Origin of the sequence: Rhizobium jaguaris, assembly GCF_003627755.1 — a bacterium.
Classification (GTDB): Bacteria; Pseudomonadota; Alphaproteobacteria; order Rhizobiales; family Rhizobiaceae; genus Rhizobium; species Rhizobium jaguaris.
Genome location: NZ_CP032694.1, coordinates 826,021 through 851,723, shown reverse-complemented (window position 1 = coordinate 851,723; position 25,703 = coordinate 826,021). Strand labels below are relative to the sequence as shown.

At 60.0% G+C, this 25,703-nt stretch carries 30 protein-coding genes; 7 read left to right on the top strand and 23 right to left on the bottom strand.

Annotation, left to right across the window (positions count from 1 at the left end):
- Positions 1–14: 14 nt before the first annotated feature.
- Complete coding sequence (locus CCGE525_RS04180; protein ID WP_120703185.1) at positions 15–962, top strand: IS110 family RNA-guided transposase; 948 nt, start codon at positions 15–17, stop codon at positions 960–962.
- Positions 963–1,005: 43 nt separating this feature from the next.
- Here CCGE525_RS04180 and fliP read toward each other — a convergent pair whose 3' ends face one another.
- From fliP to flgF, 13 genes are all read right to left on the bottom strand, one after another.
- Complete coding sequence (gene fliP / locus CCGE525_RS04175; protein ID WP_120703184.1) at positions 1,006–1,764, bottom strand: flagellar type III secretion system pore protein FliP; 759 nt, start codon at positions 1,762–1,764, stop codon at positions 1,006–1,008.
- The gene (locus CCGE525_RS04170; protein WP_120703183.1) at positions 1,761–2,255 is read right to left on the bottom strand and encodes a flagellar basal body-associated FliL family protein; all 495 of its coding nucleotides are present in this window, start codon (positions 2,253–2,255) and stop codon (positions 1,761–1,763) included. The genes fliP and CCGE525_RS04170 overlap by 4 nt, the downstream gene beginning before the upstream one ends.
- 44 nt (positions 2,256–2,299) lie before the next feature.
- A complete protein-coding gene (gene flgH / locus CCGE525_RS04165) occupies positions 2,300–3,013 on the bottom strand; it encodes a flagellar basal body L-ring protein FlgH (protein ID WP_120703182.1) in 714 nt (237 codons plus the stop codon).
- Positions 3,010–3,561, bottom strand: a complete 552-nt coding sequence (locus CCGE525_RS04160) for a MotE family protein (RefSeq protein WP_120703181.1) — start codon at positions 3,559–3,561, stop codon at positions 3,010–3,012. Before CCGE525_RS04160 ends, flgH begins: the two co-directional genes overlap by 4 nt.
- Positions 3,558–4,676, bottom strand: a complete 1,119-nt coding sequence (locus CCGE525_RS04155) for a flagellar basal body P-ring protein FlgI (protein ID WP_120703180.1) — start codon at positions 4,674–4,676, stop codon at positions 3,558–3,560. The genes CCGE525_RS04160 and CCGE525_RS04155 overlap by 4 nt, the downstream gene beginning before the upstream one ends.
- The gene (flgA, locus tag CCGE525_RS04150; RefSeq protein WP_425375883.1) at positions 4,673–5,158 is read right to left on the bottom strand and encodes a flagellar basal body P-ring formation chaperone FlgA; all 486 of its coding nucleotides are present in this window, start codon (positions 5,156–5,158) and stop codon (positions 4,673–4,675) included. Before flgA ends, CCGE525_RS04155 begins: the two co-directional genes overlap by 4 nt.
- 33 nt (positions 5,159–5,191) lie before the next feature.
- Complete coding sequence (gene flgG / locus CCGE525_RS04145) at positions 5,192–5,980, bottom strand: flagellar basal-body rod protein FlgG (RefSeq protein ID WP_120703178.1); 789 nt, start codon at positions 5,978–5,980, stop codon at positions 5,192–5,194.
- Positions 5,981–6,147: 167 nt separating this feature from the next.
- On the bottom strand, positions 6,148–6,498 hold the full coding sequence (gene fliE, locus CCGE525_RS04140) for a flagellar hook-basal body complex protein FliE (RefSeq protein WP_120703177.1): 351 nt from the start codon (positions 6,496–6,498) through the stop codon (positions 6,148–6,150).
- Positions 6,495–6,914 carry a flagellar basal body rod protein FlgC gene (flgC, locus tag CCGE525_RS04135; protein ID WP_120703176.1) on the bottom strand — a complete coding sequence of 140 codons (420 nt, stop codon included), beginning with the start codon at positions 6,912–6,914 and terminating at the stop codon, positions 6,495–6,497. The genes fliE and flgC overlap by 4 nt, the downstream gene beginning before the upstream one ends.
- A 16-nt stretch (positions 6,915–6,930) precedes the next feature.
- Positions 6,931–7,323, bottom strand: coding sequence for a flagellar basal body rod protein FlgB (gene flgB / locus CCGE525_RS04130; protein ID WP_120703175.1), 393 nt, complete (start codon positions 7,321–7,323; stop codon positions 6,931–6,933).
- A gap of 118 nt (positions 7,324–7,441) precedes the next feature.
- Positions 7,442–7,987 carry a flagellar protein gene (locus CCGE525_RS04125; RefSeq protein ID WP_120703174.1) on the bottom strand — a complete coding sequence of 182 codons (546 nt, stop codon included), beginning with the start codon at positions 7,985–7,987 and terminating at the stop codon, positions 7,442–7,444.
- A 97-nt stretch (positions 7,988–8,084) separates the two neighbouring features.
- The gene (gene fliI, locus CCGE525_RS04120) at positions 8,085–9,473 is read right to left on the bottom strand and encodes a flagellar protein export ATPase FliI (RefSeq protein ID WP_120703173.1); all 1,389 of its coding nucleotides are present in this window, start codon (positions 9,471–9,473) and stop codon (positions 8,085–8,087) included.
- 12 nt (positions 9,474–9,485) lie between these two features.
- Positions 9,486–10,220 (bottom strand): flagellar basal-body rod protein FlgF, encoded by a 735-nt coding sequence (flgF, locus tag CCGE525_RS04115; protein ID WP_120703172.1) that lies wholly within the window; start codon positions 10,218–10,220, stop codon positions 9,486–9,488.
- A gap of 229 nt (positions 10,221–10,449) precedes the next feature.
- On the opposite strand from flgF, the gene motA reads away from it, so the two are divergent.
- From motA to CCGE525_RS04085, 6 genes are all read left to right on the top strand, one after another.
- Complete coding sequence (gene motA / locus CCGE525_RS04110) at positions 10,450–11,322, top strand: flagellar motor stator protein MotA (RefSeq protein WP_107106981.1); 873 nt, start codon at positions 10,450–10,452, stop codon at positions 11,320–11,322.
- Between the two features lie 2 nt (positions 11,323–11,324).
- Entirely contained in the window at positions 11,325–12,272 is a 948-nt protein-coding gene (locus CCGE525_RS04105) for a FliM/FliN family flagellar motor switch protein (protein ID WP_425375891.1), read from the top strand.
- 67 nt (positions 12,273–12,339) lie between these two features.
- A complete protein-coding gene (fliN, locus tag CCGE525_RS04100; protein WP_120703170.1) occupies positions 12,340–12,876 on the top strand; it encodes a flagellar motor switch protein FliN in 537 nt (178 codons plus the stop codon).
- 49 nt (positions 12,877–12,925) lie between these two features.
- A complete protein-coding gene (gene fliG / locus CCGE525_RS04095; RefSeq protein WP_120703169.1) occupies positions 12,926–13,972 on the top strand; it encodes a flagellar motor switch protein FliG in 1,047 nt (348 codons plus the stop codon).
- A 92-nt stretch (positions 13,973–14,064) separates the two neighbouring features.
- Positions 14,065–15,144: a flagellar biosynthesis protein FlhB gene (gene flhB / locus CCGE525_RS04090; RefSeq protein ID WP_120703168.1), complete on the top strand. Its 1,080-nt coding sequence runs from the start codon at positions 14,065–14,067 to the stop codon at positions 15,142–15,144.
- Between the two features lie 5 nt (positions 15,145–15,149).
- Positions 15,150–15,587, top strand: a complete 438-nt coding sequence (locus tag CCGE525_RS04085; protein WP_120703167.1) for a hypothetical protein — start codon at positions 15,150–15,152, stop codon at positions 15,585–15,587.
- Positions 15,588–15,747: 160 nt separating this feature from the next.
- On the opposite strand, the gene visR is transcribed toward CCGE525_RS04085, so the two are convergent.
- The 10 genes from visR to CCGE525_RS04035 all read right to left on the bottom strand — a co-directional run bounded on the left by visR (position 15,748) and on the right by CCGE525_RS04035 (position 25,698).
- Positions 15,748–16,494, bottom strand: a complete 747-nt coding sequence (visR, locus tag CCGE525_RS04080; protein ID WP_120703166.1) for a transcriptional regulator VisR — start codon at positions 16,492–16,494, stop codon at positions 15,748–15,750.
- 11 nt (positions 16,495–16,505) lie between these two features.
- Positions 16,506–17,243, bottom strand: coding sequence for a transcriptional regulator VisN (gene visN, locus CCGE525_RS04075; protein WP_120703165.1), 738 nt, complete (start codon positions 17,241–17,243; stop codon positions 16,506–16,508).
- A gap of 534 nt (positions 17,244–17,777) precedes the next feature.
- Entirely contained in the window at positions 17,778–19,457 is a 1,680-nt protein-coding gene (fliF, locus tag CCGE525_RS04070; protein WP_120703164.1) for a flagellar basal-body MS-ring/collar protein FliF, read from the bottom strand.
- A gap of 164 nt (positions 19,458–19,621) precedes the next feature.
- Positions 19,622–20,011: a chemotaxis protein CheT gene (cheT, locus tag CCGE525_RS04065; protein WP_120703163.1), complete on the bottom strand. Its 390-nt coding sequence runs from the start codon at positions 20,009–20,011 to the stop codon at positions 19,622–19,624.
- Between the two features lie 17 nt (positions 20,012–20,028).
- A complete protein-coding gene (gene cheD / locus CCGE525_RS04060; protein WP_120703162.1) occupies positions 20,029–20,583 on the bottom strand; it encodes a chemoreceptor glutamine deamidase CheD in 555 nt (184 codons plus the stop codon).
- A complete protein-coding gene (locus CCGE525_RS04055; RefSeq protein ID WP_120703161.1) occupies positions 20,580–20,969 on the bottom strand; it encodes a response regulator in 390 nt (129 codons plus the stop codon). Before CCGE525_RS04055 ends, cheD begins: the two co-directional genes overlap by 4 nt.
- Positions 20,969–22,012, bottom strand: coding sequence for a protein-glutamate O-methylesterase CheB (gene cheB / locus CCGE525_RS04050; RefSeq protein WP_120703160.1), 1,044 nt, complete (start codon positions 22,010–22,012; stop codon positions 20,969–20,971). Before cheB ends, CCGE525_RS04055 begins: the two co-directional genes overlap by 1 nt.
- Positions 22,009–22,917 (bottom strand): protein-glutamate O-methyltransferase CheR, encoded by a 909-nt coding sequence (gene cheR / locus CCGE525_RS04045; protein WP_120703159.1) that lies wholly within the window; start codon positions 22,915–22,917, stop codon positions 22,009–22,011. Before cheR ends, cheB begins: the two co-directional genes overlap by 4 nt.
- Complete coding sequence (locus tag CCGE525_RS04040; RefSeq protein ID WP_120703158.1) at positions 22,914–23,381, bottom strand: chemotaxis protein CheW; 468 nt, start codon at positions 23,379–23,381, stop codon at positions 22,914–22,916. The genes cheR and CCGE525_RS04040 overlap by 4 nt, the downstream gene beginning before the upstream one ends.
- A 4-nt stretch (positions 23,382–23,385) precedes the next feature.
- Positions 23,386–25,698 carry a chemotaxis protein CheA gene (locus CCGE525_RS04035; RefSeq protein WP_120703157.1) on the bottom strand — a complete coding sequence of 771 codons (2,313 nt, stop codon included), beginning with the start codon at positions 25,696–25,698 and terminating at the stop codon, positions 23,386–23,388.
- Positions 25,699–25,703: the final 5 nt, after the last annotated feature.

Sequence of the window (25,703 nt, the reverse complement as noted above, 5' to 3'; positions counted from 1 at the left end):
GGGACACGGAAAAGATGGCTCATACGATAGCACGAACCCTCGGTATCGACATCTCGAAAGATCGCCTCGATGTCCATCTCCTGCCGGACGGCATCGACAAGCAGTTCCCCAACGACGCCAAAGGGCTGCGGGCATTGATCCGCTGGCTGTTGCCTTACGCGCCCGAGCGCATTGTCTTCGAGGCGACCGGCGCCTACCATCGGCGCCTCGAACGCATGCTGGCAACGGCGGACCTGCCCGGCGTCAAGGTGAACCCGCAGCGCCTACGCGCCTTCGCCAAAGCCTGTGGCCGGCTGGCCAAGACGGACCGCATCGACGCGCGCGTCATGGCCCGGTTCGGCACATTGATGGCCCCGGACATCCGGCCAATGCGCAGCCAAGTGCTTGATCTTCTCGCCGAACTGCTCGCCGCTCGCCGCGCGCTCGTTAAGGACCGGAACGCTCTCCTGCATCGGCAGAAGAATGTGACCATCCCCCTGCTGCAGCGCCAGGCCGAGCAACGGCTGCGGCAGGTCGACGCCCAAATCGAGGCTGTCGATGCCGAAAGCCGTCGATTGATTGCCGCCGAGCCGCAATTGCAGCGCCGTCTCGACATCCTCACCAGCATTCCCGGTATCGGGGCAACCTGCGCCCTGGCGCTGATTGCCGACATGCCGGAACTTGGAACACTGGCCAACAAACAGGCCGCCAGCCTGGCCGGTCTCGCGCCGGTCGTGCGACAGTCCGGCCAATGGAAAGGCAAAAGCTTCATTCAAGGCGGCAGGACCCAGCTTCGCCGCGCCCTCTATATGCCGGCCCTCGTCGCCATTCGCTTCAATCCACCCCTCAAGAGCAAATACCAGCAACTCACCGCCGGCGGAAAAGCCGCCAAGGCCGCCATTACCGCCATCATGCGAAAGCTCGTCATTCTCGCAAACGCACTCATCCGAGAGGATCGATTTTGGACACCTGAACACGCTTGACTAAGACGGATACTTCGCACTTTTCCTGAAATTGCCCTGGCGATCAGTGGAACGAGCGCACGAGGCTGCCGACCAGCAGGTTCCAGCCGTCGATCAGCACAAAGAACAGGATCTTGAAGGGCAGCGAGATCGACGTCGGCGGCAGCATCATCATGCCCATCGCCATGACGATGGTGGAAACGATCAGGTCGATGACCAAAAACGGCAGAACGACCAGAAAGCCGATTTCAAAACCACGGCGGATTTCCGAGATCATGAAGGCCGGGATCAGCACGCGATAATCGATCTTGTTGTCGACCACCACCGTCTGCCCGCGCTCCTGCGCCAGATCGACAAAGAGCTTGATGTCCTTGTCGCGTGTGTTGTTGGACATGAAGGTGCGGAAAGGCTCCGCAATGCGCTGAACCGCATCGGCTTCCGAAATCTGGTTGGCAAGCAGCGGCTGCGCGCCATCCTTCCAAGCCTGATCGAAGGTAGGCGACATGACGTAGAAGGTCATGAACAAGGCGAGGCTCAACAGGATCATGTTCGACGGCGTGGTCGCCAGGCCCATGCCCGAACGCAGGATCGAGAACGCGATGATGAATCGCGGAAAGCTCGTCACCATGATCAGGATGCCAGGCGCGATCGACAAGATCGTCAGCAGCCCGAAGGTGCGAATGATCCAAGCCGCGACAGACCCGTTCACCGGGACATTCAGGAGATCTGTCGGGAGCTGTTGCGGCAATTGCTGCGCCATCGCCAGCTCAGGCGAAAACGCAGCAAACACTAATATAAGTAAAGCAAGTAATAATCGAATCATTCGATCACGAAAGTTCTGAACATAACTTTCGATACCCGTCCTTCTGAGCGGAGGTCAACACGTTCCTGAATGTCATCCCGAAGATATTGAAAGCCGCGCGGACCTTCGATCTGCTGCAGCGAGACGGTGCGGACATAGGCGAGAATATCCTGATGGATGGCCTCCGCGAGCTGCTGGTCCGGCGGGCCTTTGAACATCAGCGCGATTTCCAGCCTGATCCAGTTTTGCGAAGGATAGGCAAGATTAGTGGTGATTGGATCGAGCTGAACGATGCCGTTCGCCTCCGCGGCTGCCGTGGCCTGTTTTTGACCGGTTGGGGCCTGCGGAGCCGTCTGTACCGCGGCGGCAGCCGTCTTGATCTTCGGCGCGACCATGGTGCCTAGGAACCAGCCGCCACCGCCGCCAAGGATCGTCAAGATGACTAGCCCGAGGATCATCATGACCAATGGCGATCCCTTGCCTTTTGCCGGTGCGTCTGCGGCTGCTGCCATGTCTCTATCCGTCCGTTAACGAAATGCCACGTACTGTCCGGCTGTCAGAGCGGCGACAGCAGGTCGACCGCCTGCTGACCGCGCGGCGGCTGCTGTACTTCCGTCAGACGGCCGCGGCCGCCATAGGAGATGCGCGCTTCGGCGATCTTGTCGTAGGAGATCGTATTGTCCGAGGTGACGTCCTGCGGCCGGACGATGCCGGCGACGTTCAGGATACGAATCTCCTGGTTCATCCGCACTTCCTGCGAACCGCTGATCATCAGGTTGCCGTTTTCTAGAACACCGGTGACGACCGCGGCAACGAGCAGCGTGATCTGCTCGGAACGCTGCATCTTGCCCTTGCCGTCGGTGCTGGTGTCGGAGCCCGAGGTCGCGTTGGCATTGGTGCTCGGCTGCCAACCAAAGATCTTGGCGGTAATGTTCCAGTTCATGTCGCTCTTGTTCGTGCGACTGCGATTGGTCTCGTTATCCCAATTCGCCTTGTCGTTGATCGAGATATTGACGGTCAGGATATCGCCGACATTGAGGGCGCGCGCATCCTTGAAAAGGGCCGCCTGCGAATCGTTCCAGAGCGAGTAACCCTGCGCAACCTGGTGCGGACGTTTCGGATATTGCAGCATCTGTGGCGTCTGCGCATATTGCAGGCCGCTGCCGATCGGGCTCATGGCAGGCGCTCTGCCGATTTCGTTAAGAGCCTGCGACTGACAGCCGGCCAGGAAAACGACGACTGCGCACGTGGCCGTAAGACGCATGTTCATGAGGGGTCCTTCGACTTCGATGTATTCGGATCGGACGCGCTGGAGATGATGTTGGTGACAACAGCCGCCTTCTGCGCATCCATCTCCGCCAGAATAAGACTCGACTGGCGCGGCGAGAGTTTCATGATGATCGCGGCGGCCACTGTGACTTTCACCTGGTCAAGGCTCGCCGCCGCCGCATCGGGCTTCATGTTTTTGTAGATGTCGACCAGGCCGGAATCGGCGGTCTTCAAGAAGTCGTCGCGCCGCTTCAGCCAGTCTTCGTATTCCGCCTTGCGCTTGTCCATCGTGGCGATGCGCTGGTCAACGTCGGCCTGCAGTTTCTCAAGCTCCTGCTTCTGCAGCAGATAGCGCTGGTCGCGGGCCGGATCGGCGATGTTGGTGCAGAACTGTTTGATCTCGTCCTGGCTGGACGCCGGATCGGCGACCGGCTTCGGCGCTTCCTGCGCCGCCGCGGCATAGGCCGACAGCAGCAATGCGATCATGGCGGGAACTGCCGCAACACGGCAGGACGTCAGCATTTTTTTGGCGATAACGATCGATGTCATTGCAGAACGAGCTCCGCTTGCAGCGCGCCGGCCGATTTGATGCCTTGCAGGATTGCGATGATGCCGTCGGGTTTGACGCCGATATTGTTCAGCCCGGAGACCAGCGTTTTCAGGTCAGGACCTTCGAGCACGGCGACTCGGCCACCGCTCTTGGTTGCCGTAATATCCGTCTGGTCCTGAATGGCGGTCTGCCCGTTCGAGAAAGGTTCCGGCTGGATCACCTGTGGGTTCTCGCTGACCTGCACCGTGAGAGTTCCGTAGCTGACGGCGACCGGCGAGACACGGACGTCGGCGCCAATGACGATCGTTCCGGTGCGTTCGTTGATGACGACCTTCGCCGGCGTATCGGTCTGAACGTCGAGATTTTCGATATCCGCCATCAGCCGTGTCAGGTCCGCCATCTTCGGCTTTTCGATCGCAACCTCCTGCGAATCCTTGGCTTCGGCGATCGGAGCGCCGAAATGCGAGGTCGCCCAGGCATTGACGGTATCGGCGATGCGGATCGAGGTGGAAAAGTCCGGATTGCGCAACTGCAGGACAAGATTGACGGAATCCTTGAAACGCGAGGGCAGCTCACGCTCGATGATGGCGCCGCCCGGCACGCGGCCGGCGGTGGTGGTACCTTCGGTAACGCTGGCGGCCGCCCCTTGCGCCTGGAAACCGGAAACGATGACCGATCCCTGCGCCACGGCATAGATCTGCCCGTCGGCGCCACTGAGCGAGGTCATGATCAGCGTGCCGCCACGCAACGATGTCGCGTCGCCAAGCGAACTAACCGTGACGTCGATGCGGCTGCCCGGGCTTGCGAAGGGCGGCAGGTTGGTTGTCACCATGACGGCGGCGGTGTTCTTGGCGGCGGACTGGCCGCCCTGCGTCGAAATGCCGAGATTCTGCAGCATCGCGCGCATGGACTGTTCGGTAAATGGCGAGGAACGCAGACCATCGCCGGTCCCCTGAAGGCCGACGATCAAGCCGTAACCGATCAACTGGTTGTCGCGGCCGGCCTGCAATGAGGCGATGTCCTTGATGCGCGATTGCATCGCCAGCGCTGGATTGCCGACGGCCAGGCTGGGCAATGCCAGCAAGACCGCGAGAAAATGACGAAGTCTTCTCATTTTGCAACCACGCGGATGGTGCCGTTTTCGAGAACAGTGCCGTTGACGATGATGCCGGAGTCCAGATTGCGGGCGCGCACGCTGTCGCCGACTGCGCCATCATCCAGCGGCGTCCCGGCCGCGGTAATCGTCATGCTGCCCATGTTCATGACCAGGCGGACATTGGAGCCGCGCGTCACCGCATAGGGTTCGCGCAGGGCAGAAACCGAGATCGTTCGGCCAGGCAGAAGCGTTCGTTTGGAGACCAACCCTGTGACCTCGTGAAGCCGCTTGGCATAATCGCCGGTCAGATTGGGGTTGGTGACTTCAACCTCCTCGAGTTGTCCGCTGCTGATGATATCGCCCGGATAGATCGTCTCGGTCGGCACGACGGCCGTGCCCAGGCTGGTCGCGTCGGCACCCGTTGCACCGGCGGGAACGGCCGACACGAACATGACGGAGAGGCTCGCTGCGGCGAGCCAGGCCATTGCTAAGCTTTTCATCCGGCGAAACCTCATGTTCGGCCCGTCCTCTCGTTACTTCAGATCTTTACTGACGATCTGCGCCATGTCGTCGGCGGTGGTGATGACCTTGGAATTCATCTCATAGGCACGCTGCGCGCTGATCAGGTCGGTGATTTCCTTGACCGGATCGACGTTCGACGATTCCAGATAGCCTTGCTTCATGTAGGCGTAGCCGTTCGTATTGGGATCGGAGACGACGGGATCGCCGGAGGCCGGCGTCTGGGTGAAGAGGTTGCTTCCCATCGGTTGCAAACCGGCTTCGTTGACGAAGTTGGCGATCTGCAACTGACCGAGAACGGTCGGGGTGGTCGCTGTGCCGATCGTTGCCGAAACCTGACCGGATTCGTTGATGACGATGTTGCTGGCGTTGCTCGGGATCGTGATCCCCGGCTGCAACACATTGCCGTCAGCCGTGACCACCTGGCCGGTATCGCTTCTGTTGAACGAGCCGGCGCGGGTATAGGCCGTCGTGCCGTCCGGCATCTGGATCTGGAACCAGCCCCGGCCGACCAGCGCGACGTCGAGATCGTTCTGCGTCTGCGACAGCTCGCCCTGGATCTGGATGTTGCGCACCGCCGTCGTCTGCACGCCGAGACCGATATTGGCACCTTCCGGCACCACGGCCTGGTTCGGACGGTTGGCGATGCCCTTGGCGCGTTCGGTCTGGTACAGAAGGTCCGAGAATTCGGCGCGGGAACGCTTGTAGCCCGTGGTATTGATGTTCGCGATGTTGTTCGCGATCACTTCGAGATTGGTCTGCTGGGCGTCCATGCCTGTCGCGGCAATAGCGAGCGCTCTCATGCCTTCGTCCTTCGAGCTAGGGCATGATCCCGAAAGCCGCCAAGCAGCTTTTCAATAAGATCATGCCAAATCAAATAATGGGAGCGGGAGCCAGGCCGTCCGCTCTATCCCTTTGTTTTTACGCAATTCCGGACGGAAAACCGCTTCGCACTTTTCCTGGAATTGCTCTAAATCTGCATTTTCGTAATATCGAGGAAGGCGCTGACCACCTTGTCGCGCAGCGCGATCGCGGTCTGCAGCGTCTGATCCGCCTGCATGACCTTGTCGACCACTTCGCGGGTGTTCATCGTGCCCTTGATGCCGGCGAAGGAGGCGTTTTCGGCTTCCTTCAACGTGTTGATGGTGTCTTTCGCCACGTTTGACATGACCGAGGCGAAGCTGGCTCCCGTCGCGTTCCCGAGCGTCGTTCCCGGCGTCGGCGCCAGTGCGTTGGTCGAAGAAGAGCTCTGGTCCGTGGCGATGCTGCCGAGACCGCGGACCGCCGAGAGAGAGGCGACATTCTTGATAGCGTCAATCATTGTGCATTCTTCAAGAGATCAATGGTGGAGTTGATGAGATCGCGCGACTGCTTGATCGTTTGCAGATTGGCCTCATAGGAACGATTGGCTTCGCGCATATCGGCCATTTCGACGAGAATGTTGACGTTGGGCATCTTGACGTAGCCCTTCGTGTCCGCCGCCGGATTGTCTGGGTCGTATTCCTCGATGAACTTGCCGGTGTCTTCGCCCATCTTCTTCACCCCGACGGTAGTCAAACCATTGGCGCGATCGACCTCGGCACCGAAGGTCACCGTCTTGCGGCGATAGGGATCGGAGCCAGCGGTATCGCCGGTCGAACGGGCATTGGCGATATTTTCGGAAACAACACGCAGGCGGGTCGATTGAGCCTCCAGGCCGGAGCCCGCAATCTTCAATGCGGCTGATAAAGGATCCATAACATCTTCACTTCATCTATTGTTTTACGGTCATCAACATCATGCGATGAAAGGAGCTGACCAGCGCGGTGTTCAAACCGTACTGGCGTTGGATGTCGCCGGATTTGGCGAGCTCGTCTTCCAGGCCGACGGTGTTACCCGACTCCTGAACGCCGATTTCCTGGTTGAGCGAGGCCTCTTCGACATTGACGTCGCCGCTCTCACTGAATTCATTGCCCGAAAAATGCGCCGGGTTGGTCTTCGCCATGCCGACATTCTGGTTATCGAGAACGGCTTGGAACGGCGTAACGTCCTTGGCGTGGTACTTTGGGGTATTCGCATTGGCGATGTTGCCGGCAACGACCTCCTGGCGAACCTGGAGCCACTCGGCTTGCCGCGAGGCCAGGTCAAAGAGCTGAATGGGTTGCATAGGCTTCTCTCCGTTCTTACAGCAGGGACCCTAGAGGGATAATCTTGCGTGGGACTTGCGGGGAATGCGTTCTTGCTAAAGTCTTTAAAAAGCTTGGCACGCAGGCGATTGCGAGCTCTCAGTCATGGCCGTAGACATCGCCGGTCGACGTGACGATGACCCACTTTCCGTCGCGCTGCTCGATCGTCGCCAAACGGCTGTTATCGGGCAGGATCGAGCCGACGCGCACGACGTACATGCCGGTGTCATCCTCGATCAGCGCCCGGCCGTTTGCGACGTGCAGCAGGTGGAACGGAGATTTGCCGGGGAACGGCTGATCCTCTGCCGGCGGGCCCTTGTCGTCCTCAGCCCCGAGACTGCTGGTCGTTGCCGTCGTCAGCGGATCGGGGATGATGTCCTTCGGCGTATTCGGATTCTTGTTGGACATCGCAAGCGGTGAGACGTTGACGATCTCGCGTCCAGGCCAGTTCGGCAGATCACGGGTACGATCGCCCTCGGCAACATGAACGCCGAATTTGTCGGGGTTCAAAAACACATACCAGGGGAAGAAGGCCGAGATACCGGCGAGCACCAGGCCGGTGCCCGCCAGGACCTTGTCGGTTAAGGTCCGCCTTCTCGCCGGCTTCAGCGGAGCGACCGGTTCGTCTGCATCGGATTCTCTCACGTTAGCCTCTCTGAGTACGGTTCCGAAATCATCAAGCGGTTTCGGACAGGATCATGTGAAATCAAATAACTGGAGCGAATGGCGTTTCGCCGAAACCTCATCTCGCTCTCGGTTGGGCGGTCGCGACCTGACCGTTTTTCAAAGCGGTCGCGAGATCGGTGAAGGCATCGGCCGAAGGCCGTTCGCCGGGGGTCTGTTTCAGTATCTCGTAGATGATCGGCACCTGGCGGACGGCCATGTCGAGATCCGCGTCGCTTCCCTGGCGGTATCCGCCGATCAGGCGCAGATCTCGGGTTTCCTCAAAACGGTGCACAAGTGCCTTCAGGCGCGAAACCAGCTTTTCCTGATCCGGCGTCCAGGCTTTACGCGCCAGACGCGACACGGATGCCAACGGATCGATTGGCGGATAACGCCCCTCCTCCGCCAGGCTGCGTTGCAGGACGATGTGGCCGTCGAGAATACCGCGGGTGGAATCGGCAATCGGGTCGTTGTGATTGTCGCCGTCGACGAGGATGGAGATGATCGCGGTGATCGTGCCTGTGCCTTCCGGCCCCGGGCCGGCGCGCTCCAGAAGGCGCGGCAGTTCGGTGAAGACGGAGGCCGGATAACCGCGTGCGATCGGCGGTTCGCCGGACGCGGTCGCGACCTCGCGGATGGCATGGGCGAAGCGCGTGACGCTGTCGACGATCAACAGCACATTATCGCCCTGATCGCGGAAATGCTCGGCGATGGTGATGGCCGACAATGGCGCCATCTTGCGCAGCATCGGGCTCTCGTCGCTGGTCGCGACGACGGCGACCGACTTCTGCATGTGAGAACCGAGCGTGTCCTCGATGAATTCGCGGACTTCGCGGCCACGCTCGCCGACCAGCGCGATCACCACCTTGTCGAAAGCATTGGCCCTGGCCAGCATCGACAGCAATGTGGACTTGCCGACGCCGGAACCGGCGAAGATGCCGAGACGCTGGCCAAGGCAGAGCGGCGAGAAGATGTCGATGGCGCGTACACCGGTCTTGAAACCCGTGTCGACACGTTTGCGCGTCATGGAGGGCGGCGCAGTATTGGAGATCGAACGCGAATCCGTGCCCGCCGTCAGCGGTCCGAGACCATCGATCGGCTCACCCAGCGAGTTGATGGTGCGCCCGCACCAGCTATCCGACGGCGCGATGCGGAAGGCACCCTTGCGGATGACGACGTCGTGGATGCCGATCGGCTCACCCGGCTCGATCGGGCAGACATAGGTCAGCTCCGGCTCGACGCGGACGACTTCACCGAGATGGATACCGGTCGCTGAACGATGGGCGACGAACTCGCCGAGGCGCACACGCCTGGAAAGACCGGCGACCGTGTAGTGCCCGGCGGCGATGGTGCGCACATGGCCACCGTCGGCGACCGTGTTTTCAGCCATCATATATTGCCCGGCCAACGCGCCCAAATGTGAAAGCTTCGGCGACATCGCGCCTTCCGGCATTCCATCCTCGAACATGATCCGCCCCTCTTACTGGCTGCCGCCGAGGGTCTTGATCGCATCCGTAAGCGTGCCTTCACTGTTGTTCGTGAGTGTCGAGATATTGTCGAAGGCACGGCTGACTTCGATCAGCTGGGTCATTTCCCGCATGCCGTTGACATTGGAGTTTTCGAGATAGCCCTGGGCGACACCAATATTGGAACGGTCGACGACGGACTGCGGCGGGTCTGTGGGCAATACGCCACTGTTGTCATAGCGTAGGAAGCCCTTGCTGATATCGGCGCTGTAAAGGCCGATCTTGCCGACTTGCTTGCCGTTTTGCGCGACCGTGCCGTCCAAGGACACGCTCGGCGCGCCGCCGCCGGGGTCGAGCTGGATCGGTGCACCGCCGGGATCGAGCACCGGATAGCCTCGGGTGGAGACCAGGGCACCGCTATCGGTCATGGTAAAACGGCCGTCGCGCGTCAGGACTAGGCCGGCCGGCGTATTGAGACCGAACCAGGCATCGCCCTTGACGGCGAAATCGAAGAGATTGCCGGTGTTTTGCAGTTCGCCGTTGTCGGTGGAGAGATAGTCATTGCCTTGCGAGACGAAGGCGACCTTGGCGTTGAGCTTGTTTTCGGTATTGCTGAGGACTTGGTTGAACTTGACCTCGGTGCCGCGAAAACCCGTGGTGTTCACGTTGGCCATGTTGTCGGCGATCGTCGTCAGACGCCGCTCAAGCGCCATCTGCGATGACAGCGCCACATAAATACCAGACTGCATTTTCAACGCCCTCCGGACATTGGAGAATAACGGGAAAGGAGACGCCAGATATTGCGGCGCTCCAACATTTCGTTAGCCGGGCGTGGATGCCCTTACCCGATACTCTGCCTGCATTGGCTTGTGCGAAGCTGACACGGCGAAAAGCTTGTTGCGGTGCACGCCGAACAGCCTCACGCAAGGCAAGTCCCCTACTTCATCTGAGGAAGCAACGTTCAGGTGTGGACTGGCGATGAATATTATTATCGGATTTGTAGTGACCTGCGGCTGCATCATAGGCAGCTTCATGGCGATGGGCGGGCATGTGGACGCGCTGTTCCAGCCCTTCGAGTTTGTCATCATCGCGGGCGCCGGCATCGGCGGCTTCATCATGGCCAATCCGATGAAGGTCGTGAAGGATTCCGGCAAGGCGCTGGGCGAAGCCTTCAAGCATTCGGTTCCGAAGGAACGCAACTACCTCGACACACTCGGCGTGCTTTATGCGCTGATGCGGGACCTGCGCACCAAGTCACGCAACGAGATCGAAGCCCACATCGACAACCCGGACGAGTCCGTGATCTTCCAGGCCGCCCCGACGGTGCTGAAGAACAAGGAACTGACGGCCTTCATCTGCGACTATGTCCGCCTCATCATCATCGGCAACGCCCGTTCGCATGAGATCGAGGCGCTGATGGACGAGGAAATCAACACCATCCTGCATGACAAGATGAAGCCCTATCACGCCATCACGATTATGGGCGATTCCTTCCCGGCCATCGGTATCGTCGCTGCGGTTCTCGGCGTCATCAAGGCCATGAGCCACATCAACGATTCGCCCGAAGTGCTCGGCCACCTCATCGGCTCGGCACTTGTCGGCACCTTCCTCGGCATTCTCCTTTCCTACTCCGTCTGCGCGCCGCTGGTGTCGCAGATCAAGGTGGTGCGCAGCAAGCAGCATCGCCTCTACGTGATCGTGAAGCAGACGCTGCTCGCCTACATGAACGGCTCCGTACCGCAAGTGGCGCTCGAATACGGCCGCAAGACCATCTCCTCCTACGAACGGCCGTCGATCGACGCGGTCGAGCAGGAAATGATGAACCCCGGCGGTGAGAGCAAGGCGGCCTGACGATCATGAGCCAGCAATCACAAGCCGAGGTACAAACGATGGACCGCGCCCTCTTCGCCAAGCTGACCGGCTGCCTCGGCGACCAGGCAACCGTCGGAAAGCTCTCAGCCGCCTTCGGCCAGGTTTATAGCGAATTCCTCCCCGACATCATCAAGAGCGAAACCGGCCTCGACGTGTCCGTCGCCTATACCGGCTGCCAGTCGGGGCTGATGGATGATCTCATCACCGGCCTCGGCAGCAACTGCGCCCTTGTGAACGGTTCGCTGCGCAACTGGTCGCCGAAGTTCGTTCTCGGCTGCGGCTCGGGCTTCGTCATGGCGCTGATGGAGCACATGCTGGGTGCGCTGCCAGAAACCATCGAGGCGCCCGTTCCGCGACCGCTTTCGGTCATCGAGCTCGATCTCGCCGTCATGGTGTTCGACAAGATCGCCAACGTACTGCGCTCGGCCGTCAACGCGTCCGGCGGCTTCGAGCCCTACCTGGAGCCTCCACACAATATCGAAAACCGTCCGAAGCCGGTTGCCAGCCAGGCCGACGAATTTGCCGCCGCCGTCACGATGACGATATCGCTTGGCAAGACCGTCTCGGAAATCATCGTCATCATACCGCAACAGGTGCTGTTGCGGACCGTGATCAGCGCACCGCGAGCGAAGAATCCGTCAGCGGCATCTGAAGCATGGACTGAACAGCTCAGCGAGCAGGTGCGCCGCTCGCAGGTGACGCTCGAGGCCCGCATCCGGCTGCAATCCCTAACGCTGAACACGATCTCGAGGCTCGCGATCGGCGACGTCATTCCCTTCATGGACACCGGCGATGTCCGCGTCGAGGTCAGTGCCAACAGCAAGGACCTCTACATCTGCGAATTCGGCCGTTCGGGCGAAAATTACACGGTGCGCGTTAAGGACAATGTGAACTCCGACGACGAGCTTCTTCGACACCTGATGAATTGACCGGCTGGCGGGTGCGTCAGCGCACCCACGGCAGCTTGAGGCAAGTTTCAACTGGAATAGTGATTTCATGGCTAGGAAGACGACACAGAAAAGCAGCGAGGATTCGCTGGAAGTTGAAAACAGCGACGCCGCATTGGACGAGGCCATCGACGGCCTGCGCGGCGTGCTGAAGAAAGACAGTGACGGGGGCATGCCGGACTTCGGTGCCGATGCCTTCGGTGCCGAGCCAGGCACGGATCTTTCGGCCTTCGGTGGCGGTTTCGGGGACGACAACGCAGGCTCTGCCTTCGGCGGCGGCGATTTCGGCGGTTCCTCCTTTGCCGAACCGTCTGCTCCGGGCAGCGCATTGACCGCCAATCTCGACCTGATCATGGACATCCCGATCGATGTTCAGATCGTGCTTGGCAGCAGCCGCATGCAGGTCTCCGGCCTGATGAACCTGACCGAAGGTGCAATCATCGCCCTCGACAAAAAGATCGGCGAGCCCGTGGAAATCACCGTCAACGGCCGCAGGATCGGCCGGGGCGAAATTACCGTGCTGGAGCATGACGACACCCGGTTCGGTATCAAGCTCATCGAAGTATCGAGCGCGAAGAAAGCCTGAACCCCGTTCAGAATAAGCCCAATCCCTGTTTGGGACGGAGAAGAAGACCATGATGGACTTTGAGGATTTCGGCAGCAGCGCCCTTGCCGAGCAACCGTTGTCTCAGGCTGAAAAGGCCGCAGCCGTTCTTCTTGCCATGGGAAAACAGGTGGCGGGACGGCTGCTGAAGTATTTCACGCAGCATGAACTGCAGCTCATCATCGCCTCCGCGCAATCGCTGAGACTCATTCCGCCGGACGAACTGGCGCAGCTCGTGGCGGAATTCGAGGATCTCTTTACCGAAGGCGCCGGTCTGATGGACAACGCCAAGGCAATCGAGAGCATCCTCGAGGAGGGCCTGACACCCGATGAGGTCGACAGCCTTCTCGGCCGGCGCACGGCCTTCCAGGCCTACGAAACCTCGATCTGGGATCGCCTCGGCGAGGCGGACCCGGCTTTCGTGGCCAAATTCTTCCTGCGCGAACATCCGCAAACCATCGCCTATGTGCTGTCGATGATGCCATCCTCCTTCGGCGCCAAGGTTCTGCTGCAGTTGCCGGAAGCGCAGCGGGCCGACATCATGAACCGCACGGTCAATCTCAAGGACGTCAGCCCGAAAGCGGCACAGATCATCGAAAACCGCGTACTGGCGCTGATGGCTGAAATCGAAGCGGAACGTAACGCTTCCGGCTCGACCAAGGTGGCGGAGCTGATGAACGAGCTGGACAAGCCGCAGGTCGACACCTTGCTCACATCGCTGGAAACGCTCAACAAGGAATCGGTCGACAAGGTGCGCCCGAAGATCTTCCTCTTCGACGACCTCACGCTCATGCCGCAGCCGAGCCGTGTCCTGCTGCTCAACGACATCGCCGCCGACATCCTCACCATGGCGCTGCGCGGCTCGTCGGCCGAGATCCGCGAGATCGTGCTCAGTTCCATCAGCCCGCGCCAGCGCCGCATGATCGAATCCGACCTGCAGATGGGCAATACCGGCATCAACCCGCGCGAAATCGCCATCGCGCGGCGCGCCATCGCACAGGAAGCCATCCGGCTTTCCAATTCCGGTCAAATCGAACTCAAGGCAAAAGACAAGACACCTGTGGAGGAAGCCGCGTGACATCAGCGCGACTCAGCTAAACCGTCTTAGACTGCTCCAAACAGGCCGTGCATGATGCGCGGCCTCTTTCCGTTTCATGAAGGACGGCTGCTTTGGCTGACGAAGACAAGGACAGTAAAACAGAAAAACCGACGGAGAAAAAACTCCGCGACACGTTGGAGAAGGGCAATGTGCCTCACTCCAGGGAAGCGACGCTCTTCGCGTCGATGCTCGCGACGGTCATTTACGTCACGTTTTTCCTGCCGGCACGCGTAGGGCGCATGGGCGAGGTGCTGCGCGACCTCTTCGAAAAGCCTGATCAGTGGCAGCTTGAAACGGGGTCGGACGTCATTTCCCTGTTCGTTCGCATCGGCTGGGAGGTTGGCAATCTGCTTTTGCCCGCCGTCGCACTGTTCTTCGTCTTCGGCATTGGCTCCTCGCTGTTCCAGAACCTGCCAACACCCGTTCTCGACCGCATCCAGCCGCAGTTTTCCCGCATATCGCCGGTGTCGGGTTGGAAACGCCTCTTCAGCACCTCAGGGCTCGTCGAATTCGGCAAGTCGCTTGCCAAGATCGTGGTGGTCGGCATCATCATGTTCTTTGTGCTGCGCGGCCAATTCTTCCATGCGATCGATTCGCTGGTTTCCGATCCGCAGACGATCTTCGTGCGGCTATCGACCATCGTCCAGAGAATCCTGACCATCGTGCTGCTGGCAACCGCCATCGTCGGCATCGCCGACGTGCTGTGGACTCGGTATCACTGGGTCGACCAATTGAAAATGACCAAGCAGGAGGTCAAGGACGAGTTCAAGCAGGCTCAGGGCGACCCGATTGTCAAATCACGCCAGCGCTCGATCGCCCGCGACCGCGCGCGCCGGCGCATGATGAAGCAGGTGCCGCGCGCCACACTGGTCATCGCCAATCCGACCCATTTCGCCGTGGCATTGCGTTATGTCAGGGAGGAAAACGACGCGCCCGTCGTCGTTGCCAAGGGGCAAGACCTCATTGCGCTCAAAATCAGGGAGATCGCCGAGGCAAACGGCATCCCTGTCTTCGAAGATCCGCCCCTCGCACGCTCCATGTTTGCGCAAGTCTCGGTTGATAGTGTCATCCCGTCAGTATTTTACAAGGCCGTCGCAGAACTGATCCATCGAATCTACGCCGCGCAGTCGAATAGAAAACGGGTACGATAAATCGAATGAAAAAATGCCCCTACTCTGCCCAACGTGAACAAATTCTCGCCGAAGCCATCAGCCCGGTCGCCAGTGAATTGCGGCTCCTCGATGCGGCCGATCTGATTTCGCTGCTGCGCTTCGAACGTTATGGCAATCTTGCCGACCTGGTGGCTTCGGCAGCCGAGCTTTACTTCCTTCCGGGCACCGTCAATTTCGGGCTTGGTGGCGACTACAAGCTCGAATGGGGCGGACCGGCTGAAGTCAGCATCGACCTCGAAATCAAGCCGCGCGGCGTGACTGTCTACGCCAAGCTTGCGCTTGCCGAACATCATGCCGGTATCGAAATCAACCATATCGCCTTCGACAAGGCCTCGGGCGATCCGGACGAAAACACCGCGCTTCTCGCCCGCAGCCTGCGGGATGCCCGCTATGCGATCAGCGGAACGACGCGCGCAGCCTGAAGAAGGCTCAATCCATCCCAATTTTCATGATGAAAATCCGCCGAGGATGCTCGGCGCTAAACCATATCGCGCAAAAGTGCCCGGTAACTTTGCGATGACGATATGCCCAAAATCAAGGACCTAAAGCGCAAGGAGCGAATCTCAGAGATCGCGGTGCGCTTTAGCTGATGTAACCGAAGCGGATCGCTTTTGCGATCGCCTGGATGCGATTGACGCTGTCGAGTTTGATCGTGGCCGAGCCAAGATAGGCGTTGACGGTATGTACCGACAGCCCGAGCTTTTCGGCGATTTCCTCGCTGATCCGGCCATCGCCGGCAAGCTGCAGGCAGGCGATCTCACGTTCGCTCAGAGCCTCGGCTGCCGGCGATCGGCGTTCGTCGAGCGACAGCAGGTCCATCATGATCTGGCAACTACGGCCATGCAGCTCGACGATCATGTCACTCGCCAGATCCATGAATTTCGCCGCGAAGACGACATAGCCGTTGCCGACCGATCCGAGGCGCACCGGAAAGGCGACGCCGGCAAAGGGCAGGAGATGCGGTTTCAGGCGCTGGGTGAAAGAGGCAAAATCCGGTGTCTCGGCCGTGCTGTCGCTGTCACGGCCGTTCCACATCAACGGCAGCAGCGATTTTTCGATATGCTCGATCATCGCCTCGCCATAGGCTTCGACGAAGGCCTTGTTGAGGCCCGGATTGGTTGAGCCCCAGTTTTCCAGCTCGCAGACAAGGCGCTGCTTGCTCGGCAGGCCAGAGCCGGAGACGCGATAAACCGCGAAATTCTGCGCGTCGATCAGCTTCTGCATCGACACCAGCTTCGGGAAGAGATCGGAGCGACTGGACACCCGATGCGAACGGCCGAGCCTTGTTTCACTCGGCACGTCCGTCGTTCTAACCGGCTGATATCGCATTCATTGGGCCTTCAAACGAGATTGTTTCTGACAGCAAAGGCGATCGCTTCCGATCGCGTCTTCGTCGCGGTCTTCCGCATGACGCTGGTGATATAGTTGTTGATGGTATTGCGCGAGATGCCGAGAATCATGGCAATTTCATCGCTTGTCTTGCCTTCTGCGATCCAGAACAGGCATTCCAGCTCGCGTTCGGTGAGATCGAAATCACGCTCGGACTTGCCTTCCACGCAGCGCGTGAAGCTTGCGAAGTAACCCGACAGCAGTCCCACGTCGCGCAAGCGCTCTGGCGACAACAACAGACCATCGCGGGCAAGCAGCATCAGCGAGAATCGCGTGCGCCCGACATTGAAGGTCAATGAACAATATTGGCGGCTGACACCTTCCGGTAGTTCGACATCATCGGGCAGGAGCGCAAAATTCGGCTGAAACAGCGACATGCATTTTTCCAGCTCGCCGGTGCGGCCGTAGCCGCTTGTGAGTTCGGAAGCAAGACGCCGGACAAGATCGAAAGGCCAGTCGGAGGACACAACGAAATCGAGCCCGCTTTCCTGGATCAGGTCGCAGCGGGCCAGAAGGTAATGGGAAGCGCCGACATAGCCTGTCAACACGCGCAGGCCGGACTGAAGATAGGCGGGGCCGGCAATGGCGCTCAACTGCTGAATGAGCTGATCGCGTGACATGGCATTGACGGATGCGGCCAAACGCGCGTCCTTGTCGCTCTTGCTCCCTTGCAATATCTGCATGTCCATTTTCTGCATTTCCCGCCGCTGTTAGACGATCATACGCCAACGAGAGCATTGCTCGGTCTGGACCCAGCGCATAACCCCGAAAACCGATATCGGTCTTCAGACAGGTGTCTGCGCCAACTCAACTTGTTACTACGCCTTATACGCATCCAAACGGATGCAGTGGCGTGGTGCTAATATATAAGTTCCGTTTCGGCAATCGCATTGGCGCGAATCACCGCAACCGCAATCAACTAACCATAGACCGATATTTCCGTGTACCGGCATCTCCAAATTCTTTGAATTTACCAAACACGGATTTCATGATCTGATTCGCGCCGCTTCGACGCTACTCCGAATAGGTGTGATGATTGTAAGTCGATTCTTTCTACCCAGCAACGAAATTTCCGACCAGACCAGATGTCGTCAACGCTTCTGACCGTTTCGTTTCGTTACGCTGACTTGCAGTAAATATCTTCCGAAACCCAAGGTTGGCGCAGGTCGGCTGCGCGCCTTCCGATGACACGAAAAGACCGGGAACATCTCCCGGTCTTGTTATCAGGCGGCGCTGTCGACGGCCCATTTTCTGAGAATCTTTGCGGCCCGTTCTTCGCTGATTTCCACCATGCGCGAGAGACGACGTTCCGGCCCTTCCTTGACACGGCGATTGAAGGTGCCGCCGTCTTCGCCCATGGTCAGCAGGTCGTCGGTGCTGTCGAAGCCGAAGTCCGAGCCGAAGCCGTCCATAAGTGCCGCCCCCGGTCCGCCGACAGCAGGCGCGAAATCCGGCAATTCCAGGCCTGCCGCCTCGGACAGCGCCGCGCCACCGGCTGCGCCACCACCGAGCGAGCGGATCAGCGGACGGAAGCCCATCCAGACGATGAGGAAGGCAACCGCGACGAAGGCTGCCGAATTGATGATGCCGGCCATGTTGCGGCTCAGCATGTCCATGATGCTGAAGCCCGAGGAGCTGTCGTCGAGCAGCTGATTGTCGAGGAAATCCATCGCGGTGACAGTCACCACATCGCCACGGCCGGAGTCGACACCGGCAGCGGTCGTGACAATCTTCTGCATCTCGGCGATATAGGCGTCGATCTTTGCCTGATCGGCCGGCTGGCCGACCATCTGAGCAATGCGGCCCTTGTTGACCACCACGGCCACCGAAAGCTTCTCGACCCTGTAGCTGTTGCGGGTCGTGGCCGTCGTCTTGCTGTTGATTTCGTAGTTGGTCTGCTCTTCGCGCTTGTCGGACTGGTCGTTCGATGTCGGCCCGTTGCCGCCGGCCTGCGGGGCCGCCTGCGGAATGTTCTGTTCGACGGTCGCCGCCGTATCCGACTGGCGCTGCTGCGATTTCTGCGCTTCCTTGGTGGTGCGCACCGAACGTTCGACCTTCGAATCCGGGTCGTAGGTGGTTTCCTGCACCTGCTGGCTGTCGGTGTTGAGCTGTGCCGTCACGCTGGAGCGGAAATTGTCCATGCCGAGGAACGGTGCAAGCGCCTTGTCGATATTCGATTCGACCTCATCCTGAACGTTCTGCACGATACCGAGATTGCGGTTCAGCGCGCCGTTGCTCGGATCGTCACCCGAGGCGAGCAATTGTCCGGTGGAATCAAGAATCGTAACGTCCTCGACCTCCAGGCCGGGAACGGCGGAGGCCACGAGGTGGCGGATGGCCTGAGCTGATTTGCGCGCCGCCTCCGCATTCGCTCGGATCATGACCGAGGCTGTCGGCTTTTGATCCGCTTTTCGGAAATTGCCGACATCCTGCATGACGATGTGGACGCGTGCCGCGCTGATGCCGGTGATCGACGTGATCGTCCGGGCGATTTCACCTTCCAGCGCGCGGACGCGGGTCACTTCCTGCATGAAAGACGTCAGGCCGAGCGACCCGACATTGTCGAAGAGTTCATAGCCGGCATTGGTGCTGTTCGGCAAGCCACGCTCGGCGAGAAGCAGGCGCGCCTTGCCGGTCATGCCGGCCGGCACGGTCAGACTGGTGCCGTCCGAGCCCACCTGGAAATTGATGTTGGCTTCGGCAAGCGCAATGCTGATCTGGTTCAGATCGGTTGCATCCAGGCCGACATAAAGCGTCTCCTGGGCAGGCTTGTTGACGTAAAGGGCTGCAAACAGGATGAGCGCCATGGAGACGACGCCGACGCCGGCCATAATCAGCAGGCGCGTCCTCCCCAGGTTCTGCAGATTCCTGAACAAGGGAACTAATTGATTTAACAGATTCATTCTGTTCTCGCACGATTCGTCAAAGACCTGATGGCTTTGTGCCCTGCAGCGAAGATAGAAATCGAAACTTGTGCGAGCGTTTCGTCTGGGCAGGAAAATTAAAAAGTCGGAAAATTTAGCCGAGATAATATAGGAAAAACAATATTAAGCGCCGGCGCTTCCTATCAGAAGAAATCAAAATCGCCGGCGGCCTTTGCCAGAGGCTGAGAGTGTCCGTGGCGACCACTGCCGCCAAGCGCCTTCTGCATTTCCGACAGCTTGACCAGGCTCAGCGCTGTTGCAACATCGACCATCCAGCCATCCGGCATACCGCCGGTGATGGTATCGATGAATTCGGCGATGCCGCGGGTCTTCTGCACGGCCAGATCGATGCCCTGCATGACCTTCATCGAGTCGGGCGATTCCAGCACGTTGACTCCGCCGAGATCGAGCAGTTGCGGCTCGATGCGCTCGATCAGGTAAGCGACATCGTGCAATTCCGAGACGATACGCATGAGGATGGCGGGTAGCGCCTCCTGCATGTCGGACGGTTCGGCGCGCGGGATGGTGGTCATCAGGTAGTCCTCGTTGATCAGAAAAATTCGATCGTATTGTCGACCGGCTTCGGGGCGGCAACGGGGCGCTGTTCCAGAGCCACGGTCTTCTGCGTTTCGGCGCCGGTCAGCGGATATTGCCGGGCACGGCCGGAGATCGGCCAATATTCGATCTTACGTCCATGCTCGCCGCCGGTGCTGGAGCCGACAACCGGAATACCTTCATCCCTCAGGAATTGCATGGCGAAGGCAGCGTTCTGCTCGCCGACATTGGAGAAGGTGGCGATCGTCTTTGCACCGCCAAAAACCTTGGCCTCCAGCCGATCACGACGCGCGCCCTGCTTCAAGAGACCGTTGATGAGAAGTTCCATCAGATGCACGCCATAGCGTGTCGCGTCACCGCCGCTCATCGGCGAAGCAGCCGTTCCCGGCAGGAGAAAGTGATTCATGCCGCCGACGCCAGCGATCGGATCGCGCAGGCATGCTGCCACGCACGAGCCGAGAATAGTCGACAGCACCACCTCCGGGTCGCTGATGACCTTGTACTCACCCTGAATGATGTGCACGCGACGGGCAGCACCCTCGACGATCATTTCAATGCTCCGAACACGGCCTCGATCGCCGCTTTCATCTTCTCAATGGTGAAGGGCTTGGCGAGAACGTTGTTGGCGCCGAGCTGGGCAGCCTTCGTCACCAGCGCGCGGTCGCCCTGCGCCGTCAGAATGATAAAGGCAGCTTTCTTCGTCGTCGGATTGGTACGCACGGCCTGCAGCAGGCCGAGACCATCCATCTTCGGCATGTTGAAGTCGGAGATCACCAGATGATGCGGCTGCTGCTCCATGATCTTCATGCCCTGCTCACCATCACCGGCAGAAGTAATCTGCTTGAAGCCCAGTTGCGTCAGCGCGTCGCTCAACAAGAGACGGCTGGTGACCTGGTCGTCGACGATCAGAACTTTGATTTTCTCCGCTAGAGACATTATTCGCTCCCTTCCTTGCGGGCGGCTGTTACTTTCAATATTTCCTCGCCAATGGCGTTCAGCGGAAACTGCTGTTCGACTGCACCGAGTTCGAATGCGACCCTCGGCATTCCGTAGACCACGCAGGTCTTTTCGTTCTGGCCGATGGTCCGGGCGCCGGCATGGCGCATCTTCAGAAGGCCGGCGGCGCCGTCGCGCCCCATGCCGGTCAGGATCACGCCGACAGCGTTGCGGCCGGCGAGCTCGGCGACCGAATCGAAGAGCACGTCAACCGAAGGGCGATGACCGTTGACCGGCCCACGCTCGATCAGACGGCAGTGCGGCGCCGACACGTTGGCGATCTGCAAATGCCGTTCACCGCCAGGTGCCAGATAGATCTTGCCGATCTCCAGCCGCGCACCATCTGTCGCTTCCTGCACGACCGGCGCGCAGAGACGATTGAGCCGTTCTGCAAAACTGCGGGTGAAGCTCGGCGGCATATGCTGGGTGATGACCGTCGGCGGGCAATTGGCCGGAAATTTCTGCAGAACCGCGATCAATGCTTCGACGCCGCCGGTGGACGAACCGATCGCGACGATCTTGCGGCCGACACGGAAATCCGCGACGGCAGGCGGCGGAGCATGATTGGCGGCTGGCTTGATATATTGCCGCTGCGAACGAGCCGCTGCCTTCACCTTTTCCGCCAGATCGCCGAAGGGGCGCGGCTCGCCGGGAGCCGGTTTGCCGACGCAATCGAACGCCCCGATTTCGAGGGCCGCCAGTGTCGCCTCGGCGCCGCGATGTGTCATGGTCGAGACCATGATGACCGGCATGGGCCTAAGGGTCATGATCTTCTCGAGAAAATCGAGACCGTTCATGTTCGGCATCTCGATATCGAGCGTCACGACATCGGGATTGAGCGCCTTGATCGCAGCGCGCGCTTCCATTGCATCGCCGGCCTGGCCGATGACGTCGACCTCCGGATCGGAGCGCAGGACGGCGGTGATCAAGCCGCGCATGGTCGCAGAGTCGTCGACAACAAGAACGCGGGCGGGGGCGGTCATGCTTTCCTCCCGATTGAATTCGCAATGCGACGATAGGTGGTGATGCCGATATTGTCGAAGAGGTGCTTGGCCTCGCCGGAGACGCGCTCGGAATGGCCGATATAAAGATGGCCGTTTTCCGGCAGCAGACCGGCAAAGCGCGACCAGATCTTCGTCTGCGTCGGCTCGTCGAAATAGATGACGACATTGCGACAGAAGATGACGTCGAAGGTGCCCTTGAACGGCCATTGCGCCATCAGGTTCAGCTCATTGAAGGTGATCAACCGCTTGACGCGATCATCAATCTGGAATTTGCGGCGCCCCTGGATTTCGACCTCCTGAAACCATTGCTTGCGCATGGCAGGCGAAACCGTTTCGAGCGAAGTCTCGTCATAGGCGCCCGTACGCGCAAGGCCCAGGATCTTCGGGTCGATATCGGTCGCCAGGATCTTGAAATCGAAATCCGCAGCATTCGGCAGCAGCGACAAAACTGTGAGCGCTATGGAATAGGGCTCCTGCCCATCGGAACAGGCCGCCGACCAGATGCGGACGCGGCCACCGCCTTTGGCGCGCGCCAGGAGGCCGGGCAAAACCTCGTCGCGCAGATGATCGAAATGGTGATTCTCGCGGAAGAAGCGGGTGAAATTCGTCGTCAGATGCGACAGCATCTCGCGCCGCGCCGCCGCGCCCGCCGGCGAGGAGACCAGCGCGCAATAGTCGCGAAAGCCGGGCAAGCCCAGCGCGCGAATATGCTTCGACAGCCGCGAATAAACCAGCGAAGCCTTGGTCTCGTTGAGAGAAATGCCGGCGTCCGAATAGATCATAGCAGCAATTTCGGAGAGATCGCGCCGCGTCAGCGGATATTCGCCGCTGGCCAGAACCTCGTCCGGGGATGCCTTGAGATCTGTTGCTCCCATCATACTCATGCAGCTTCGCTTTCGCTGTCCGGGAACAGGGTTTCGAGTTCGATAAGGCAGATCATGCGGCGGTCGATCGCCAGGATGCCACGAGCAAACTGCCGCTCGTAGTCGGAAGAGACTTCCGGTGTCGGCTGGATGTTGTCGTCGGTGACCGTCAGGATATCGGACACGGCGTCGACCAGCAGGCCGACGACCTTGCGCTTGACCTGGGCCACGATGATCACATGGCGCGGGCTCGGCTCGGCGCGTTTCATGCCGAGGCGGGCCGACAGATCGACGATCGGTAAGACGGCGCCGCGCAGGTTAATGACGCCAAGGACATGGGCCGGCGCATGTGGCATGGCTGTCGCCGGCGTCCAACCGCGGATTTCGCGGACCGACATGATGTCGACGCAGAACTCCTGATCGCCGATGCGGAAGGCGATCAGCTCATGGGCACCCTGGGTCATGTTCTTGACGGCGTAGGACATAGGCTTAACCCGCTGCAGCGTACGACATCTCAGCCTTCAACGACTGCCCGCGGGAGGCGCCGACCACGGCATCAACGTCGAGGATGAGAGCGACGCGCCCATCACCAAGAATGGTCGCAGCGGCAATGCCGGGGACATGCGTGTAGTTCGCTTCAAGGCTCTTGATCACGACTTGGCGCTGGCCCTGGATGGCATCGACCATCAGAGCGCGCTGTCCGCCGCCTTCCGATTCCACCAGCAGCGCGACACCATCGACCGGATTGGCCTGCGTGGCGCGGAAGTTCAGGATGCGGCCGACATCGACCAGCGGGCAGAAGCTGTTGCGGATCGAGATCAGGCGATGGTTGGCGCCGAAGGAATGGATCGCGGCGGCTTCCGGCTGCAGGGTCTCGACGATCGCGGTCAACGGCACCACCAGCGTCTGGCCGGCAACCGTCACCACCATGCCGTCGAGAACGGCGAGCGTCAGCGGCAGGCTCATGGTGAAGACCGAGCCCTGTCCCGGCTTGGAGCTGATGTTGATACGGCCGCCGAGCGCCTGGATCGAGCGCTTGACCACGTCCATGCCGACGCCACGGCCGGAAATGTCGGAGATCTTGTCGGCGGTCGAAAAGCCCGGCAGGAAGATCAGGTTGTCGATCTCCTCGTCCGAGAGGTTGGCATCGGCAGGAATGAGATCGTTGTCGATCGCCTTCTGCCGCACCTTTTCGCGATTGATGCCGGCGCCGTCGTCTGCGAGTTCGATCAGGATGCGGCCGGACCGGTGTTTTGCTGTCAGGCGAACCGTGCCTTCCGGGTTCTTACCAAGCGCCGTGCGCTTTTCCGGTGTCTCGACGCCGTGATCGACGGCGTTGCGGATCATGTGGGTCAGCGGTTCCGCCAGCTTGTCGATGACTGTCTTGTCGACTTCGGTGTTTTCACCCTCGGTGACCAGGCGGATCGATTTGCCGGTCATGTCGGCAATTTCACGGACGATGCGCGACATGCGCTGGAAGACCGGCTTCACCGGCTGCGCGCGGATCGCCATGACGCTGTCCTGGATCTCGCGGGTGAGCTGCTGCAGCTCCTCGAGACCCATATTGATCGAGGATGCGCCATTATTGTCATTTTCGATGACGCTCTGCGAGAGCATCGCTTGGTTGATGACCAGCTCGCCGACGAGGTTGATCAGCCGGTCGACACGGTCGAGATCGACACGGATGGTCTGGCCGGCGCCAGCAGCGGCATTGTTCTGCGCGGCGGCATTGGCATTGGCTGCGGCTGCTGCGGCTTCCTTCTTTTCGACGCGGGCGGCAGCGGCGGCAAGCTGCGTGACGTTGCTTGCGGTTTCAGCTGCTGTAACAGCGGCGGCGGCATCGTTCTTCGACTTCGGCGCCTCCTCGGCGGCTTCCACAGCCTGCTCGATACCATCGCCGTCGAGAACGGAGAGGTCGAAGGGCACGGGGATCATCGGCAACTCTTCATCGGTGCCTGCGGATGAAGCGGCGTCTTCGACCGGGCGGATATCGAGCTCGCAGTCCCATTCGGCGAATTCGAAGACGGTACGGATGGCGTCTTCGCCCTTGTCCGTCTTGATCGAGATCGTCCACTTGAAATAGGCGCCTTCGGGGTCGAGCTGTTCCAGGTCTGGAAGAGCGTCCATGTTGCAATGAATGCTCATCTCACCGACGCGCGAGAGATCGCGTAACAGCAGCGTGGCATCATTACCCTTGGCGTAGAGATCGGAGCGCGGTTTGAAGCTGACTTCATATTCCGGCATGGCCACAGGCGCTTCGTCGCCACCGAAATCATCGTCGAAGCTGAAGGGGATCGGTTGAAAGCCGCTATCATCCGTGGGAGCGGGAGCGGACGCGGCTTTGACAGGGGCCGGCGCCGGTGCCGCGGCCTTCACCGGCTTCGGTGCGGCTTCGCTGGCTGCGGATGCCGACGGCAATTCGCCGTGGGCCAGCGCTTCCAGTTCCTTGACCAGGCCCCTGCTGCGGGCCTGATCGACGCTGCCGCCGTCACGGGCGGCATTGGTCAGGTCCGCCAGAACGTCGGCGGCCTTGAGCATGACCTTCAGGACCTCCTGGGTCGGCTCCAGCTTGTTGGATCGAACACAATCGAGCGTGGTTTCGAAGACATGGGCAAAGGAGACAAGGTCGTCCAGACCGAAGGCCCCTGCCCCGCCCTTGATGGAATGAACGGCACGGAAGACGGCATTGACGGTTTCCGGATCGCGGTCGCCATCATTCATTTTCAGGAGACCGGATTCCAGTTCGGCGAGCTGCTCCTCGCACTCCTGGAAGAAAATCTCTTTGATTTCGTTCATATCCATAGGAA